This window comes from Enterococcus sp. PLH-Efm8 (assembly GCF_053011625.1).
Genome location: NZ_CP172568.1, coordinates 2,620,076 through 2,635,777, shown reverse-complemented (window position 1 = coordinate 2,635,777; position 15,702 = coordinate 2,620,076). Strand labels below are relative to the sequence as shown.

Annotated in this window: 16 protein-coding genes; 15 read left to right on the top strand and 1 reads right to left on the bottom strand. The window is 39.6% G+C overall.

What is annotated here, in order from left to right:
* The first annotated feature begins 42 nt into the window (after positions 1 to 42).
* From epsC to ACIFUW_RS12925, 8 genes are all read left to right on the top strand, one after another.
* Positions 43 to 579, top strand: coding sequence for a serine O-acetyltransferase EpsC (gene epsC, locus ACIFUW_RS12960; protein WP_002287446.1), 537 nt, complete (start codon positions 43 to 45; stop codon positions 577 to 579).
* Positions 576 to 1,988 carry a cysteine--tRNA ligase gene (gene cysS / locus ACIFUW_RS12955; RefSeq protein ID WP_002287445.1) on the top strand — a complete coding sequence of 471 codons (1,413 nt, stop codon included), beginning with the start codon at positions 576 to 578 and terminating at the stop codon, positions 1,986 to 1,988. Before epsC ends, cysS begins: the two co-directional genes overlap by 4 nt.
* On the top strand, positions 1,985 to 2,380 hold the full coding sequence (locus ACIFUW_RS12950) for a Mini-ribonuclease 3 (protein ID WP_002293091.1): 396 nt from the start codon (positions 1,985 to 1,987) through the stop codon (positions 2,378 to 2,380). Before cysS ends, ACIFUW_RS12950 begins: the two co-directional genes overlap by 4 nt.
* Complete coding sequence (rlmB, locus tag ACIFUW_RS12945; RefSeq protein WP_002287441.1) at positions 2,373 to 3,233, top strand: 23S rRNA (guanosine(2251)-2'-O)-methyltransferase RlmB; 861 nt, start codon at positions 2,373 to 2,375, stop codon at positions 3,231 to 3,233. The genes ACIFUW_RS12950 and rlmB overlap by 8 nt, the downstream gene beginning before the upstream one ends.
* Before the next feature lie 3 nt (positions 3,234 to 3,236).
* Positions 3,237 to 3,767 (top strand): NYN domain-containing protein, encoded by a 531-nt coding sequence (locus ACIFUW_RS12940; protein WP_002287439.1) that lies wholly within the window; start codon positions 3,237 to 3,239, stop codon positions 3,765 to 3,767.
* Between the two features lie 76 nt (positions 3,768 to 3,843).
* A complete protein-coding gene (locus ACIFUW_RS12935) occupies positions 3,844 to 4,422 on the top strand; it encodes a sigma-70 family RNA polymerase sigma factor (protein ID WP_002303450.1) in 579 nt (192 codons plus the stop codon).
* Positions 4,423 to 4,536: 114 nt separating this feature from the next.
* Positions 4,537 to 4,782 carry a Veg family protein gene (locus tag ACIFUW_RS12930; protein ID WP_002287434.1) on the top strand — a complete coding sequence of 82 codons (246 nt, stop codon included), beginning with the start codon at positions 4,537 to 4,539 and terminating at the stop codon, positions 4,780 to 4,782.
* A gap of 92 nt (positions 4,783 to 4,874) precedes the next feature.
* Positions 4,875 to 5,321 carry a GNAT family N-acetyltransferase gene (locus ACIFUW_RS12925; protein WP_002305536.1) on the top strand — a complete coding sequence of 149 codons (447 nt, stop codon included), beginning with the start codon at positions 4,875 to 4,877 and terminating at the stop codon, positions 5,319 to 5,321.
* A 58-nt stretch (positions 5,322 to 5,379) separates the two neighbouring features.
* On the opposite strand, the gene mscL is transcribed toward ACIFUW_RS12925, so the two are convergent.
* Positions 5,380 to 5,841 (bottom strand): large conductance mechanosensitive channel protein MscL, encoded by a 462-nt coding sequence (gene mscL / locus ACIFUW_RS12920; RefSeq protein WP_002287431.1) that lies wholly within the window; start codon positions 5,839 to 5,841, stop codon positions 5,380 to 5,382.
* Between the two features lie 251 nt (positions 5,842 to 6,092).
* On the opposite strand from mscL, the gene yfmF reads away from it, so the two are divergent.
* The 7 genes from yfmF to rny all read left to right on the top strand — a co-directional run bounded on the left by yfmF (position 6,093) and on the right by rny (position 15,695).
* Positions 6,093 to 7,361 carry an EF-P 5-aminopentanol modification-associated protein YfmF gene (gene yfmF / locus ACIFUW_RS12915; protein ID WP_002302836.1) on the top strand — a complete coding sequence of 423 codons (1,269 nt, stop codon included), beginning with the start codon at positions 6,093 to 6,095 and terminating at the stop codon, positions 7,359 to 7,361.
* The gene (gene yfmH / locus ACIFUW_RS12910; RefSeq protein ID WP_002287425.1) at positions 7,354 to 8,640 is read left to right on the top strand and encodes an EF-P 5-aminopentanol modification-associated protein YfmH; all 1,287 of its coding nucleotides are present in this window, start codon (positions 7,354 to 7,356) and stop codon (positions 8,638 to 8,640) included. The genes yfmF and yfmH overlap by 8 nt, the downstream gene beginning before the upstream one ends.
* A 738-nt stretch (positions 8,641 to 9,378) precedes the next feature.
* A complete protein-coding gene (locus ACIFUW_RS12905; RefSeq protein WP_002287423.1) occupies positions 9,379 to 10,302 on the top strand; it encodes a RodZ domain-containing protein in 924 nt (307 codons plus the stop codon).
* A 208-nt stretch (positions 10,303 to 10,510) separates the two neighbouring features.
* On the top strand, positions 10,511 to 11,089 hold the full coding sequence (gene pgsA, locus ACIFUW_RS12900) for a CDP-diacylglycerol--glycerol-3-phosphate 3-phosphatidyltransferase (RefSeq protein WP_002296025.1): 579 nt from the start codon (positions 10,511 to 10,513) through the stop codon (positions 11,087 to 11,089).
* 239 nt (positions 11,090 to 11,328) lie between these two features.
* Positions 11,329 to 12,570: a competence/damage-inducible protein A gene (locus tag ACIFUW_RS12895; RefSeq protein ID WP_002296026.1), complete on the top strand. Its 1,242-nt coding sequence runs from the start codon at positions 11,329 to 11,331 to the stop codon at positions 12,568 to 12,570.
* A 108-nt stretch (positions 12,571 to 12,678) separates the two neighbouring features.
* Complete coding sequence (gene recA / locus ACIFUW_RS12890) at positions 12,679 to 13,728, top strand: recombinase RecA (RefSeq protein ID WP_002287328.1); 1,050 nt, start codon at positions 12,679 to 12,681, stop codon at positions 13,726 to 13,728.
* 410 nt (positions 13,729 to 14,138) lie between these two features.
* Complete coding sequence (rny, locus tag ACIFUW_RS12885) at positions 14,139 to 15,695, top strand: ribonuclease Y (protein ID WP_002287336.1); 1,557 nt, start codon at positions 14,139 to 14,141, stop codon at positions 15,693 to 15,695.
* Positions 15,696 to 15,702: the final 7 nt, after the last annotated feature.

Genomic DNA, 15,702 nt, shown 5'->3' with positions numbered 1-15,702 from the left:
ATGATTTCCTACATAAAATTCTTACGAAAGGAGTGGAAAGTCATGAGTTGGTTTACCCGAGCGATTGATGCAGCAAAGAGAAACGATCCGGCTGCACGTTCGACAGCTGAGATCGTTTTGACATACCCTGGTTTTCATGCCTTGTTTTGGCATCGTTTCTCTCATTTTTTATATCAGCACCGGCTCTTTTTATTGGCGAAGATCAATGCTCAATTCTGGCGTTTCCTAACTGGTGTTGAGATCCATCCAGGAGCAACGATTGGAACTGGCGTGTTCATCGACCATGGAATGGGAATCGTCATTGGCGAAACCGCAGAAATCGAGGACGATGTGATTTTATTCCATGGCGTAACATTAGGCGGCACAGGAAAAGAAACGGGTAAAAGACACCCAACTGTTAAACAAGGAGCCATGCTCTCTGCGAATGCGCAGATATTAGGACCGGTAACGATCGGAAAAAACGCCAAAATCGGTGCAGGTGCCGTTGTGTTGAAAGATGTTCCAGACGACGCTACAGCGGTAGGAGTACCAGCAAAAGTCGTTCGAATCAAAGGAGAAAAAGTGAGGAGATCAGAATGATAAAAATCTACAATACATTGACCAGAAAAAAAGAAGAATTCATCCCTATACAAAAGGGACATGTCGGTATGTATGTCTGCGGACCGACTGTGTATAATTATATCCATATCGGAAATGCTCGTAGCACCATTGCTTTCGATACAATTCGACGCTATTTTGAATATCGAGGCTATAAAGTCGATTTCGTATCGAATTTCACGGATGTAGACGATAAAATCATCCGTACAGCAAACGAATTAGGTATTACAGCACCAGAAGTTGCTGATCGTTTCATCCGAGCATTTGAAGAAGATACGAAAGCGTTGAATGTCGAACCTGCTACACTGCATCCAAGAGTCATGGATCATATGCCAGATATTTTAGCATTTATTCAAGTGTTGGTTGAAAAAGGCTATGCTTATGAATCTTCAGGTGATGTGTATTACCGTACCCGTAAATTTGAAAATTATGGGAAATTAAGTGACCAATCCATCGATGAACTGGAAGTCGGAGCAAGTCAGCGTACAGGGGAAGAACAGCAGCAAAAAGAAGACCCATTAGATTTCGCTTTATGGAAACAAGCAAAACCTGGCGAGATTTCTTGGGATTCACCATGGGGCAAAGGACGTCCCGGTTGGCATATTGAATGTTCCGTTATGGCAACAAAACATTTAGGAGAAACGATCGATATCCATGGTGGCGGGCAAGATTTAGAATTTCCTCATCATGAAAATGAAATCGCACAAAGTGAAGCGAAAACAGGGAAAAAATTCGCTAATTACTGGATGCACAATGGCTATGTAACGATTGGCGAAGACGATGAAAAAATGAGTAAATCTCTAGGGAATTTCATCACTGTACATGAAATGATCAAAAACGTTGATCCACAAGTCTTGCGTTTCTTCATGGCGACCACACAATACCGTCGTCCGATCCGCTACAGTGAAACGACGATGAAAGAAGCAGCCACCAATTTACAACGACTGAAGAATACGTTTGACAATTTGAAATTCCGCCAAGAAACTGCCTCAGAGAATTTGGCAGATGATGCGGATAAAATCGCTTTGTTAGAAAATTTAGAACAGCGATTCATCGAAGAAATGGACGATGATTTTAATGCAGCAAATGGGATCACAGTGGTCTATGAGCTTGCTAAGTGGCTGAACACTTATCTAGACCAGCCGAAAGTTTCTGCCGCTGTCTTGGCACAAGGAGAAGCTTTATTCTCGCAATGGCTTTCGATCTTCGGTATTTTATTTACAGCAGAAGAGTTATTAGATGAAGAGATTGAACAATTGATCGAAGAACGAAATCAAGCAAGAAGCAATCGTGATTTTGTCCGAAGCGACGAAATTCGTGATTTGTTGAAAGAAAAAGGGATCTTATTAGAAGATACACCGCAAGGAACCCGATGGAGAAGAGAAGCATGAGAGATTACACACAATTGAACGGTTTAGCCTTGGCTTATGTTGGAGATGCGATTTACGAAATCTATGTTCGTGACCACCTGATTGATCAAGGAGAAACAAAACCCAATAAGCTGCATCGTGCGGCAACGAATTATGTTTCTGCGAATGCACAAGCCTTTTTGATTCAGCAAATGCTGGAAGAACATCTTTTGACAGAAGAAGAAGAACTTTATTATCGCAGAGGAAGAAATGCTAAAAGCCATACGAGCGCAAAAAATGCTGATGTTACGACGTATCGGGTCGCAACAGGGTTCGAAGCGCTCATGGGCTATCTGCATTTGACAAAACAAACCGAGCGGATGGAAGAATTGATCCGCTGGTGTATTCAGAAAGTTGGTGAAAAAAATGGGTAAAGAAAGAACAAACAAACATCAATCGAAACGTGGATTTGAAGACAAAAAACAAAATAGATATTCAAATAAAAAGCAAACTGGACGAAATCAGTCAGTTTCTGATCAAAATGAAGAAGCATTAGAAGATAATTTCGTCTTTGGGCACCATGCCGCAGTAGAAGCGCTACAACAAGGGCGAGGGAATAAACTCTTTCTTCAAGAAGATTCACGAGGAGAAAAAGTAGAAGAACTGAAAGAAATCGCACGTGAACAAGCTGTGCCAGTCAAATGGGTTCCTAAACAAAAATTAGAAACTTTGAGCGATCACGGCGTGCATCAAGGAGTCGTTCTTGCGATTACACCTTATGAATATTTATCCCTTGACCAACTGATTGAACGAACAAAAGAGAAAAAAGAAGACCCCTTCTTTTTGATTTTGGATAGCATCGAAGATCCACACAATTTTGGGTCGATTTTACGGACAGCAGACGCAAGTGGCGTCGATGGTGTGATCATACCAAAACACCGAGCAGTTGGAATCACACCTATCGTAACAAAGACTTCCACTGGGGCAGTCGAACATGTCCCTGTTGCACGCGTGACGAATTTGGTACAAGCTGTGCAACAGCTCAAAGAAACAGGATTTTGGGTATTTGGCACAGATATGACCGGCACAAACTTCCAAAAATGGAATGCCAAAGGATCAATTGCTTTAGTCATTGGTAATGAAGGCAAAGGAATGAGTCCAGGATTGAAAAAAGAAATGGATGAATTGCTGACGATCCCGATGACCGGGCACGTCCAGAGCTTAAATGCCAGTGTTGCTGCTGGTTTGCTTATGTATCAGGCTTTTTCCCAACGTCAGGGGGAGTAGACCATGAAAAAACAGCTGTTGATTGTAGACGGCTACAACATGATTGGTTCGTGGCCGGAACTTGTCCAGCTTAAAAAGCAGGACAAAATGGCGGATGCAAGAGAAGCTCTTTTACATCGTTTATCAAATTATGCGAAATATGAAGGAATGGAAGTCATCGTTGTCTTCGATGCCCAACTAGTTCCGGGCATCCAACAAAATTATAAGAAATACCAGTTGGATGTTGTTTTTACGAAAGAAGACGAAACGGCTGACAGTTATATCGAGAGAATCGCTGGTCAGCTGAATGACCGTTTGACACAAGTGACAGTGGCGACAAGCGATTTAGCAGAACAGTGGATGATCTTTTCCCAAGGAGCATTACGAACTTCTGCTTATGAATTATATAAGACGATAAAAAAAACGGAAAAAACAATAGCCCAAGAAAATAAAGATATGCATTTTATTGATTTCCGACGTAATTCTCCATGGAATGAAGAGCAGTTAAAAAAATTGTCCCAAAAATTGGACGATTTAATGAGAAAAAATAAATAACATATCGTTCTAATCAGTTCGATGAATCATTGATGATAAGATTCCTCCATAAACGAATTTATGGAGGAATTATTTTATGTCTGAGGAGTTATTGCGCGCTGCACGTAATGGTGACGAAGAAGCATTTGCTGCCCTGTATCAAAAATATTTTCCACTTTTACTACGTTTGAAAAACACCTATTATTTAAGAAATTATGTTTCTGAGGATTGGGAACAAGAAGCAAGGATCGCTTTATATCAGGCATTGAGAACTTACGAAAAAAGCAAAGGTGTTAGCTTTGGAAGTTATTATAAAAGCGTTATAAGCAATCAAATCTATTCTCTGTTGAGGAAGCAGAACGCGCTGAAGCGTCGTGATCAAAAAGATGAAGTCTCAATCGACCAAAAAATAGAGACAGAAGGACCAGACTTTTTAGCAGAGATCACATTGCAAGAACCTTTAGCAATTCAGCATCTTTTATTAAAAGAAGCAATCGAAAATTGCGAAATCCAGTTTTCAAAAATAGAAGCTAAAATTTTTCATTATTATATGCAAGGCGTTGATTTTGTAGACATGGCTGAATGTTTAGCAATGGATCACAAGCAAGTAATGAGCGCTTACGGGAGAGTAAAACTCAAAATAAAAAAACACTTGAAATTTTATAATGAGGAATAATTTAGAAAAATCTTAATGAGCTTCTTATTTATTTTTATTGCATTTCTTTTTTTTTTATGGTAAACTTGAAAATTTTAAAAATATGTGGTATAGTTGATAGTAGAGGTGAACTGTATGCCAACAACTTTAGCTTCAATCAAGAAAGATTTAGAAGGTCGTATCGGCAGCCCAATCATGTTGGTTGCTCAGACAGGAAGAAAGCGTCAAACAGAACGCCGCGGCGTTTTAACAGAAACCTATCCTTCAGTATTCGTTGTTGATTTGGATCCTGAAGAAAATTCTTTTGAACGAGTATCTTACAGCTATTCAGATGTACTTACTCGGACAGTTGAGATCGAATTTTTAACTGAAGCAGTTTAAAAAGCAAACGAGCCTGAGATTCGTAAGGTTCGTTTGCTTTTTTGTGTGCGAATCGGTATGCTAAGAATAAAAAAGCAGGGGGCGTTTGCTTAGTGGAATATCAGGTAAAGAAATTTGAAGAATTGTCAACAGCAGAGTTTTACGCGATCGTCAAAGAACGAATCGCAGTTTTTGTTGTGGAACAACAGTGTCCTTATCAAGAAGTTGATGACATTGATGGAGAAGCTTGGCATACGTTTTTTCAAGATACTGATGGGAAGATCCTTGCCTACACGCGAGTATATGAAGAAGCGGAGAGTATCCATTTTGGACGTGTCCTTGTTCATCAGGACAACCGTAAAGATGGTTTAGGAAGAAAGATTGTTCAAGAAACGATTAACATGATCCAGAAAAATTTTCCAGAAAAACCAATCGTGATCGGCGCACAAGAATACCTACAAGCTTTTTATGAGTCGTTTGGATTCAAGGCAATCTCAGATGTGTATTTGGAAGATGATATTCCACATATCGACATGAAAAAGGAACAAGTAGCAAGTTAAGAATCTAAAAAAAGAAAGCCGACACTGAAAATCGGCTTTCTTTTTTTTAGATTCTTTATTATTTAGAAGTATCGGAAAGATTTGTTTGCTCTACTGGATGTGTATTGTCTTCTGCCACTTGTTTGGCAAGAAGATCGCGTATGTCACTAAGATAATCTTCTGCAGTAGGAGTTTCTTCCACTTCCACTTGCTCTTCTTTGGAGCGTAAATTCTTCGCACGGTTTGCCGCTTTGACAACTAAGAATAAGACAAAACCAGTGATCAGAAATGTAATGATAGCACTAATAACGTTACCAAACGCAAATGTGACGCCTTTTGTCGGCGACCAGTCAAGAATTGAAAGTGCTCCTTCTAAATCAGAAGTACCTGTGATCATTGCGACAAACCAACCTATTAGTGGTGTGATCAAGCCTTGCACCACTTGGTTTACGATGCTTGTAAACGCACTACCAATAACAACGCCGACAGCAAGATCCAAGACATCTCCACGCATGATGAACTCTTTGAATTCTTTGATCATGAATGACCCTCCCTTCTTTTATTTGTCTTTAGTATATCGAAAAATAAAAAATAAAAAAACAATATACGCTTTTAGCCGTCTGTTTCTTTTGATAAAAAACATCTATGCTATACTATAAAGTGTAACATCATTTAGAAAAAACGGCGAATTGCCTGAACTTATAAATTTCAAGCAGAGGAATAAGTAAAAAAGGCAGGTTGACCCATTAAAAGAGTAAGCGGGCAATCAACTGTGAAAAGGAGCATATAAATATGGTGTATCAATTGGCAGAAGGCGTGAATCTTCATGTCTTACCAACAAAACAATACAAAACGATCCGGATTTTTATCCGTTTTACTGCGCGTCTGCAACAAGAAGTCATCACGAAACGTTCACTTCTCAGCAGCATGTTGGAAACAAATAGTTTGAATTATTCGGATCAGACAAAGTTAAGTGCGCAACTTGCAGAGCTTTATGGCGCAAGCTTTGGATTATCAGTTAGAAAAAAAGGAAATTTACATTGGCTAAACGCAGGGATCAGTTTTGTGAATGGTGAATATGTCAATGATCCAAACCTTTTTTCTCAAGCGGTAGATTTTTTAAAAGAGGTTTTATTTTATCCAAATATTAAAAATCATCAGTTTGATCAGTTGACGTTTGACTTGGAAAAGAACAATCTGCGTCTATATTTGGAAAGTTTGAAGGAAGATAAACAAACTTTTGCTTCCTATGCCTTGCAAGAACTTTATTTTGAAAACAGCCCGGAACAAAAGATCCCAGGGTTGGGCGTAGTCGAAGATTTGGACAAGATCACTGCTAGTTCGCTAGCGTCCTACTATCAAGAAATGATGGCAAATGATCAAATCGACATTTTTGTTGTCGGCGATGTTGATCCGGACAAAGCAGCTGAAGCAGTTGGGCAATTACCATTTGAGTCGCGGGAAACAGTTTATCCAGATCTGTTTTATACCCAACCTCAAGTGAATATCGTGAAGGAACGACAAGTACGTGAGCCAATCGTTCAAGCAAAGCTGAACCTAGCTTATCAGACAAATGTGTATTACGATGAACCAGAACGTTTTGCGCTAATGGTCTTTAACGGTTTATTTGGCGGTTTTCCTCACTCTAAACTTTTCATGAATGTCAGAGAGAAAGAAAGTCTAGCTTATTATGCCTCTAGTAGCGTGGATACGTTCCGAGGATTCATGAGTGTCCAAACCGGTATCGATGAAAAGAACCGAAATCAAGTACTTCATCTGATTCACGAGCAATTAGAAAGTTTGCGAAATGGTGAAATAACAGAGTTGGAACTGTCTCAGACAAAAGCAATGCTGAGAAACCAATATCTGCTTTCTCTAGACTCTCCGCAAGCGGCAATCGAAGCTTCTTTTTTGGACAGCTGGCTGCCGGAAACAAAATTATCTGATGAAGAATGGTTGAAACGTATGGAGAGCGTAACGATCAAAGAGATACAACAAGTAGCTGAGCAAATCGAATTGCAGGCAATCTTCTTTTTAGCAGGAGGAAATGCAAATGAATAAAACAGAATATGAGCAAATCAATGAAACACTTTATCATGAAGTACTGCCAAACGGTTTGACCGTGTATTTGTTGCCTAAAAATGACTATCACAAGACATATGGTTTGTTCAGTACGAATTATGGTTCGATCGATAACGAATTTATTCCCTATGGTGAAAAAGAAAAGGTGAAAGTTCCAGATGGAATTGCCCATTTTTTAGAACATAAGTTGTTTGAAAAAGAAGATGGTGATGTCTTTCAATTATTTGGGAAACAAGGAGCTTCCGCCAATGCTTTCACAAGTTTTACGAAAACCAGCTATCTGTTTTCTACGACGGATCAGGTAGAAAAGAATCTGACGACTCTGATCGATTTTGTACAAGCACCTTACTTCACAGAAGAAACTGTAAACAAGGAAAAAGGAATCATCGGTCAGGAAATCCAAATGTATGAAGACGACCCTAACTGGCGGATGTTTTTTGGCATACTAAATAACTTGTATCCTACACACCCATTGCATATCGATATTGCGGGCACGGTTGAAAGTATCGACAAAATCACAGCTCAAGACTTGTATACGTGCTATCGGACGTTTTATCAGCCAAGCAATATGGTTTTATTTGTAGTTGGTAAGATGGAGCCTGAGAAATTGATGAAACTTATTCGGGAAAACCAAGAAGCAAAAAATTTCCCTCCAAAGCAAGAAATTGTACGTTATTTCCCTGAAAACACAAAAGAAATCATCAAACAAAGTGCATTGGAAGCAGCCATTACACGAGATAAATTTGTACTTGGTATTAAAGGATTAGACACATTGCCGCAAGAAGGAACAGAACTGTTACGCTATAAAACAGCAATCAATCTGTTGTTCCAAATGATTTTAGGCAATACTTCTCGAAACTATCTAGCGATGTACAATCAAGGAATTATCGATGACAGCTTTGGTTTTGAATTCAGCTTGGATCGTGAATTTCACTTTGCGGACTTCAGCGGAGATACGGACGAACCAGAGAAAGCAGCAGAAAAAGTCAAAGAAATCATTCTTGGATTCGCTGATGATCCGGAAGTGTCAGAAACAAATCTCGATTTGCTGAAGAAGAAAATGCTTGGACAATATTTCCAATCATTAAATTCGATCGAATATATTGCCAATCAATTTACGCAAAGTTTATTTGGCGATCGAACTTTATTTGATCTTCCTGAAATCATCGATTCGATCCAAATGAAAGACGTACTGGCAGCTGGGGAAGCATTTATAAGTGAAGAGGCCTTCAGCGAGTTTTACATGAGACCAAAATAAACCAGTATTTTATGAGGAAAAGTCTTAAATTTCGTTTTAGACTTGTAGTAGGAACCTCCTCCAAAATCAGCTTTTATGGTATTCTTAGTTGTGTTGGAAAAATTAGTGAGAAAATAAAACAAATCATGCTCTCTTTTAATCAACTTATATTAAAATAAAATCAAACGAAGTAATCAAAGAGGTTGTGACAGAAGTGGTCAGCTTCAAGAAATAAGAAGGAATTTACGAAAATTGCTTCTCAAATTTTTGTGATATTTCGGCTTATTGCCGAAGAAGCTACTTCTGGAACACCGTGTACCAAGAGGTTGTGAAAAAGCTGCCCTGCATCAAGTAATAAGAACAGCCAAGTAAAAACAGCTTCTTAATGTTTTTAACTTGGTTGGACTTATTACCGCAGATGCAAGCTTTTGAACACCGTTTAAGGAAGAGGTTGTGAAATCAGCGTTTTGACCTGAGTATTAGAGAAACATACGGAAAAATATCTCCTTATATTTTGCCGGTTTTTGAGCTAATACCGAGGAACAGCTGATTGAACACCGTTTAAGAAAGAGGTCGTGAGCCTGCCGTTTAACTCCGAGTCACAAGGAACAAGTTCAAAAAACAGCTTCTTATATTTATTGGATATTGTGACTTGTGACCGAGGAGTTGGCAGGAGAACAATGTTTATTCGGAAAAAAGGAGCTGTGACATGACTTTTGTCACAGCACCCAAACATAACGTCTTTCGTTGCAACAGCAGATGCTTCGGAGAATCAAACAGACTGGAGAAGATGAACGAGTGGCTTTTGAAACCATCGGAGAAAAATTACGGCAAGCACGCCTGAATAAAAAAATATCTTTAGATGAATTACAGCAGATTACAAAAATTCAAAAACGTTATTTGGAAGCAATCGACAATGATGATTTTGACCAATTGCCTGGTAAATTTTACGTGCGGGCATTTATTCGGCAATACGCTGAAGCTGTAGGAGAAGATGGAGACCATTTAGTCGATGTTTTTGATGGGAAAAGCAAATTGACAGGATCGGTCCCTGAACGTCCGCAGCCTGAAACAGTAAGTACTTCTAGAAAAGCAATGCATCAGGAAGAATCGCATCCAAGTCGCTTTTGGACAAGTCTTCCTGTCATTTTATTAGGATTGGTTGCTTTGGCGATTGTCGTTGTCGTGGGCTATATGACTTGGCAAGATCGTCAAGCTGATCCAATAATCGGAGACACAGCTTCTTCGCTTAAAGTAGAAGGATCAGTCGAGGAGTCCTCTTCCTCAGAGCAAAGCACGCAGACCAAAGAGTCTTCTACAGTAGAATCAACAACAAAATCAAGTGAAGAAAAGAAAATGGCAATAGCTACAGGAGAAGATTCTGGCAGTGCCATCGCAGTAAATATCACAGACGCTACCAAGCCTGTAACCCTTGAATTTACTGCTGTCAATCGTGTATGGTTAGGTGTGCTAGTAGACAATGCCTATGTTTATCAAGGGACACTGGCAGCAAATGAAACACAGAGTACCGTGTTACCGGAAACAGCAACAAATGCGACCATCACGATTGGTGCAGCAAGCAATGCAACGATCAAAGCGAATGGAGAATCCGTACCAGTTAATCCAGGGGAAAACAATCAGAGTCCAAAAAATGTGAACCTTACTCTTCAATACGCAGAATGATCGTATAAATTAGTTTACGCATCTGTTTACTTGTAGGTATAAAAAAGAAGGATCGTGACAAATCTGTGTCGCGGTCCTTCTTCGTTAATTCAAAAAGATCAATTTCAATAAAAATACTCCTTTGAATAAATTCATTTGGAAAAGTAAATAATATCGGTGGAAACTTCGCTGATAGTCACGTAGAATAGGGAAGAAAGGAGTCGATAGTGTGAATTTACCAAATAAATTAACTGTACTTAGAATTTGTATGATCCCGATTTTCATTTTGGTTGTAGGTTTACCTTTAGATTGGGGACAATTTAACGTAGGAGACACCACACTGGCTGTCACACAGCTAGTAGGTGCAGTTATTTTTGCTTTAGCTAGTATCACAGACTGGTTAGATGGAAAAATTGCCCGTGCGCGAGGCCTTGTCACTAATTTTGGCAAGTTTGCGGACCCGTTGGCAGATAAAATGCTAGTTATGACTGCTTTTATCATGTTGGTTGACCAAGGAAAGGCCCCTGGTTGGGTAGTAGCGATCATTGTCTGTCGTGAATTAGCCGTCACAGGCTTGCGTTTACTACTTGTCGAACATGGAGAAGTCATGGCTGCAGCTTGGCCGGGAAAAGTCAAGACGGCTACACAAATGGTTGCTATTATCTTGCTGTTTATCAATAATATCCCATTCAGCCTGATCGGTATTCCAGTAGATCAAATCATGCTTTATGCTTGTCTGATCTTTACTATCTATTCAGGTGTGGATTACTTCATCAAAAACAGCGGTGTGTTCAAAGGATCAATGTAAGTATCGTTTAGTGGAGAGGTTGTGAGCCTGCCGTCTAACTCTGAGTCACAAGGGATAATTTCAAAAAACAGCTTTTCATGTTTTATGTATATTGTGACTTATGACCGAGGTTTTGGCAGGAGAACACTGTTTATTTGGAACAAGGAGCTGTGACAAGATTTTTGTCACAGCTCCTTGCCCTCTTTTTAAATAAAAAAATATAAAAATACAGCGTATACTATATAAGGGAGCGGGAAGTAATGAAAGCAGAAATAATAGCTGTCGGAACAGAACTTTTACTAGGACAAGTCGTGAATACGAATGCCACTTTCTTGTCAGAACAGCTAGCTGATCTAGGTATCGAAGTTTATTATCAAACAGTTGTAGGAGATAATCAGCAGCGTTTAGAAGAGTTGATTGCTCTAGCTGAAACAAGAAGTGAACTCATACTCTTATGTGGCGGATTGGGACCGACAGAAGATGACCTGACAAAAGAAGCAACTGCGGCTCACCTCGGTAAGTCTCTCATACAAAATACGGAAGGATACAAAAAATTATTGGCATATTTTGAAACAACCCATCGAAAAATGACCAAAAACAATCTGCAACAGTCCCAGATTATCGAAGGCGGGGTTCCTCTACCAAATCGTACAGGGCTTGCTTTAGGGACTTTTTATCAAACAGATACACATGCGTATATCCTTCTTCCCGGTCCGCCTAATGAGTTGAAACCAATGTTTGTGGAACAAGTACGTCCTTTACTAGAGGAACGTTTTCCTTCTGAAGAAAAACTAATTTCTAAAGTTTTGCGCTTTTATGGGATTGGTGAATCGCGACTGGTCACTGAGCTAAAAGATCTGATTGAGACACAGATCAATCCAACGATCGCACCATATGCCAAACCAAATGAAGTGACATTACGACTGACAGTGAAAACAAATGATGTTCAGGCAGGGAATCAAGCTCTTTTAGCATTAGAAGAAAAAATCCAAGAACGAGTAGGGGAATATTTTTATGGATACGGCGATGATAATTCGCTAGCAAAAGTCGTAGTGGAACTACTGAAAGAAAACAAGCAGACTGTAACAGCAGCGGAAAGTTTGACAGCCGGCGCCTTCCAAGCCGCATTAGGCGACATTGCTGGTGTATCTGAAGTATTTCCAGGCGGATTCGTTACCTACTCGCTCCAAACAAAAGCTGGTTTTCTGGAGATTGATCCGGAGCTATTAGCAGAATATGGAACAGTCAGCAAAGAATGTGTGGAGCAGATGGCCATTCAAGCACGTGAGATAGCAAGAACAGATTACAGTGTAGCTTTCACCGGAGTGGCTGGACCGGACACGTTAGAAGGTCAATCTGCAGGAACAGTATGGATCGCTATTTCATCTAAAGACGGCGTGGTTTCGGAAAAATATCACTTTGCCAGAGATCGTGCTGCTATCAGATATAATGCGGTTATGCAAGGATTTGATCTTTTGAGAAAACAGCTTTTAAGAAAATGATAAATGCGAATATTTGTTCGGTTTTTTCTTGCTTTTTTTCACTAAAAAAGATATGATAAGGATAATGAAATGTTGCTCTGATTTGTAAATATAAGGAGGATTATCGTATTGGCAGATGATCGTAAAGCAGCCTTAGATGCTGCACTGAAAAAAATTGAAAAGAGCTATGGTAAAGGCTCTATTATGAAATTGGGCGAAAAAATCGACCAACAAATCTCTACAATTCCAAGTGGCTCTCTTGCGTTAGATGTCGCTTTAGGTGTCGGCGGTTACCCCCGTGGACGTATCATCGAAGTATATGGACCTGAAAGTTCAGGTAAAACAACAGTTGCACTACACGCTATTGCAGAAGTACAAAAAAATGGCGGAACGGCCGCTTTCATTGATGCTGAGCATGCGTTAGATCCGCAATATGCACAAAAATTAGGTGTGAATATCGATGAACTACTTCTTTCACAGCCTGACACAGGAGAACAAGGTCTAGAGATCGCTGATGCTTTAGTATCAAGTGGGGCTGTAGATATCGTAGTAGTCGATTCAGTTGCTGCTTTAGTTCCACGAGCAGAAATCGACGGCGAAATGGGTGACTCACATGTCGGGTTACAAGCACGTTTGATGTCTCAAGCATTGCGTAAACTCTCTGGTTCGATCAACAAAACAAAAACAATCGCTATTTTCATCAACCAAATCCGTGAAAAAGTAGGCGTGATGTTTGGGAATCCAGAAATCACTCCTGGAGGACGCGCATTGAAATTCTACGCAACGATCCGTTTGGAAGTACGTCGTGCAGAACAATTGAAACAAGGTACAGATATTGTTGGTAACCGTACAAAGATCAAAGTCGTAAAAAACAAAGTAGCACCTCCTTTCAAAATCGCTGAAGTAGATGTCATGTATGGTTTAGGGATCTCACAAGAAGGAGAACTTCTAGACATGGCAGTAGAAAAAGACATTGTTGATAAAAGCGGTGCTTGGTATTCTTATAAAGAAGATCGGATTGGTCAAGGACGGGAAAACGCTAAAATCTATATGGCTAATCATCCTGAAATGATGGCAGAAGTTTCTGCTCTAGTTAGAGCAGCTTATGGTATTGGTGAAGAAGTCGCTGTCCCAGAAGATGAAAAAGGACAAGAAGAATTGCCTTTAGTAGAAGAATAAAAATTATGATAAACAAAAACGGCTGGTCTGAAGAGTAGGTACTCTCCTTGACCTGCCGTTTTTTTATTGAATAAAGAAATCGTGAGTTATTTAATTATACGAGTGGGTACATAAAATAAAAATATCTGTTCATCTACAAAGAATAATTTAATAGAAAAGTTTCTCAATTTAAAGGTTTACCTATATGAAACTAGTGTCATTTATTTTAAAAACCATCGTTTAATGAATAAGTAGAAAGCCGTTTCTTTGTTTATTTAAAGTTGACACTACGGGGTACAAACATTAGAATAAAGTTGTGCATGTTTTTTGTACACATATATGCGAAGATGCATATTGACGAGTTTAGAATAATTTATCATAGAAGCTGTATAGATGATAAAAATGAAAAAGATAGTATGGAGGTGGATTTTATGGTATTCAACATTCTCCTCGCTATCATCGGTTTAATTGTCGGTCTTGGTTTAGGGTTTATGGTCGCAAAGTCACGTCACGAGAAAGAAATAGCTGGTGCACAATCATCAGCTGCTGGAATCATCGATAGTGCAAAAAAAGAAGCAGAAACTCTAAAAAAAGAAGCATTGTTAGAAGCTAAGGAAGAAAATCAGAAATACCGTTCTGAAGTTGAAAGTGAGCTGAGAGAAAGTAAGTTAGAATTAAAATCTCAAGAGAATCGTTTGATTCAACGCGAACAAACGCTGAATCGTAAAGATGACTCGTTAGAAAAACGCGAGAACTCACTTGAAAGTAAAGAAGAAGCACTTAGTTCAAAACAGCAATTAATTGAAGAGCGAGAAAAAGACGTTGAAAAAATGATTGAAGATCAACAAAAAGAACTAGAAAAAATTGCTGGTTTATCAAAAGAGGACGCACGAGATGTCATCATGAAATCGACTGAAGAAGAGCTGAATCATGAGTTAACTCTAATGGTAAAAGAATCTGAACAGCGTGCCAAAGAAGAAGCAGATCGCAAAGCGAAAAACTTATTATCATTAGCGATTCAACGCTGCGCAGCAGATCAAGTTTCAGAAACGACTGTTTCAGTCGTTACCCTTCCGAATGATGAAATGAAAGGTCGTATCATTGGACGAGAAGGTCGTAATATTCGAACGCTTGAGACGCTGACTGGTATCGATTTAATCATCGATGATACACCGGAAGCAGTTGTTCTTTCCGGATTCGATCCAATCCGAAGAGAAATCGCACGGATGACCTTGGAAAAACTGATACAAGATGGACGAATCCATCCAGCGCGTATCGAAGAAATGGTCGAGAAATCTCGTAAAGAAATGGATGAACGTATTCGCGAATACGGGGAAGAGGCAGCGTTTGAAGTCGGTGCTCATACACTTCATCCAGATCTAATCAAGATCATCGGACGTCTGCGATTCAGAACTAGTTATGGACAAAACGTCTTGAAGCATTCGGTCGAGGTTGCAAAATTAGCTGGTATCTTAGCAGCAGAGCTTGGCGAAGATATCCAATTAGCAAAACGTGCCGGGTTGCTCCATGATATTGGGAAAGCACTTGACCATGAGATTGAAGGATCTCACGTTGAGATCGGTGCGGAATTAGCTGCCAAGTACAAAGAAAACCCAGTAGTAATCAACGCGATCGCTTCTCATCATGGAGATGTGGAAGCTACTTCTGTTATCTCTGTCCTTGTAGCTGCAGCAGATGCGCTCTCAGCAGCAAGACCTGGTGCGCGAAGTGAATCATTAGAAAACTACATCCGTCGTTTAAGAAGTCTGGAAAATATTTCGAACAGCTTCGCCGGTGTAGAATCAAGTTACGCAGTTCAAGCTGGACGCGAAGTTCGGGTAATGGTCAAGCCAGAAGAAATCTCGGATTTAGACGCTGTTCGTTTAGTACGTGATATTCGTAAACGAATCGAAGAAGAACTGGATTATCCTGGACACATCAAAGTAATCGTTATTCGGGAAACTCGTGCAACTGATTATGCTAAATAATAAAAAA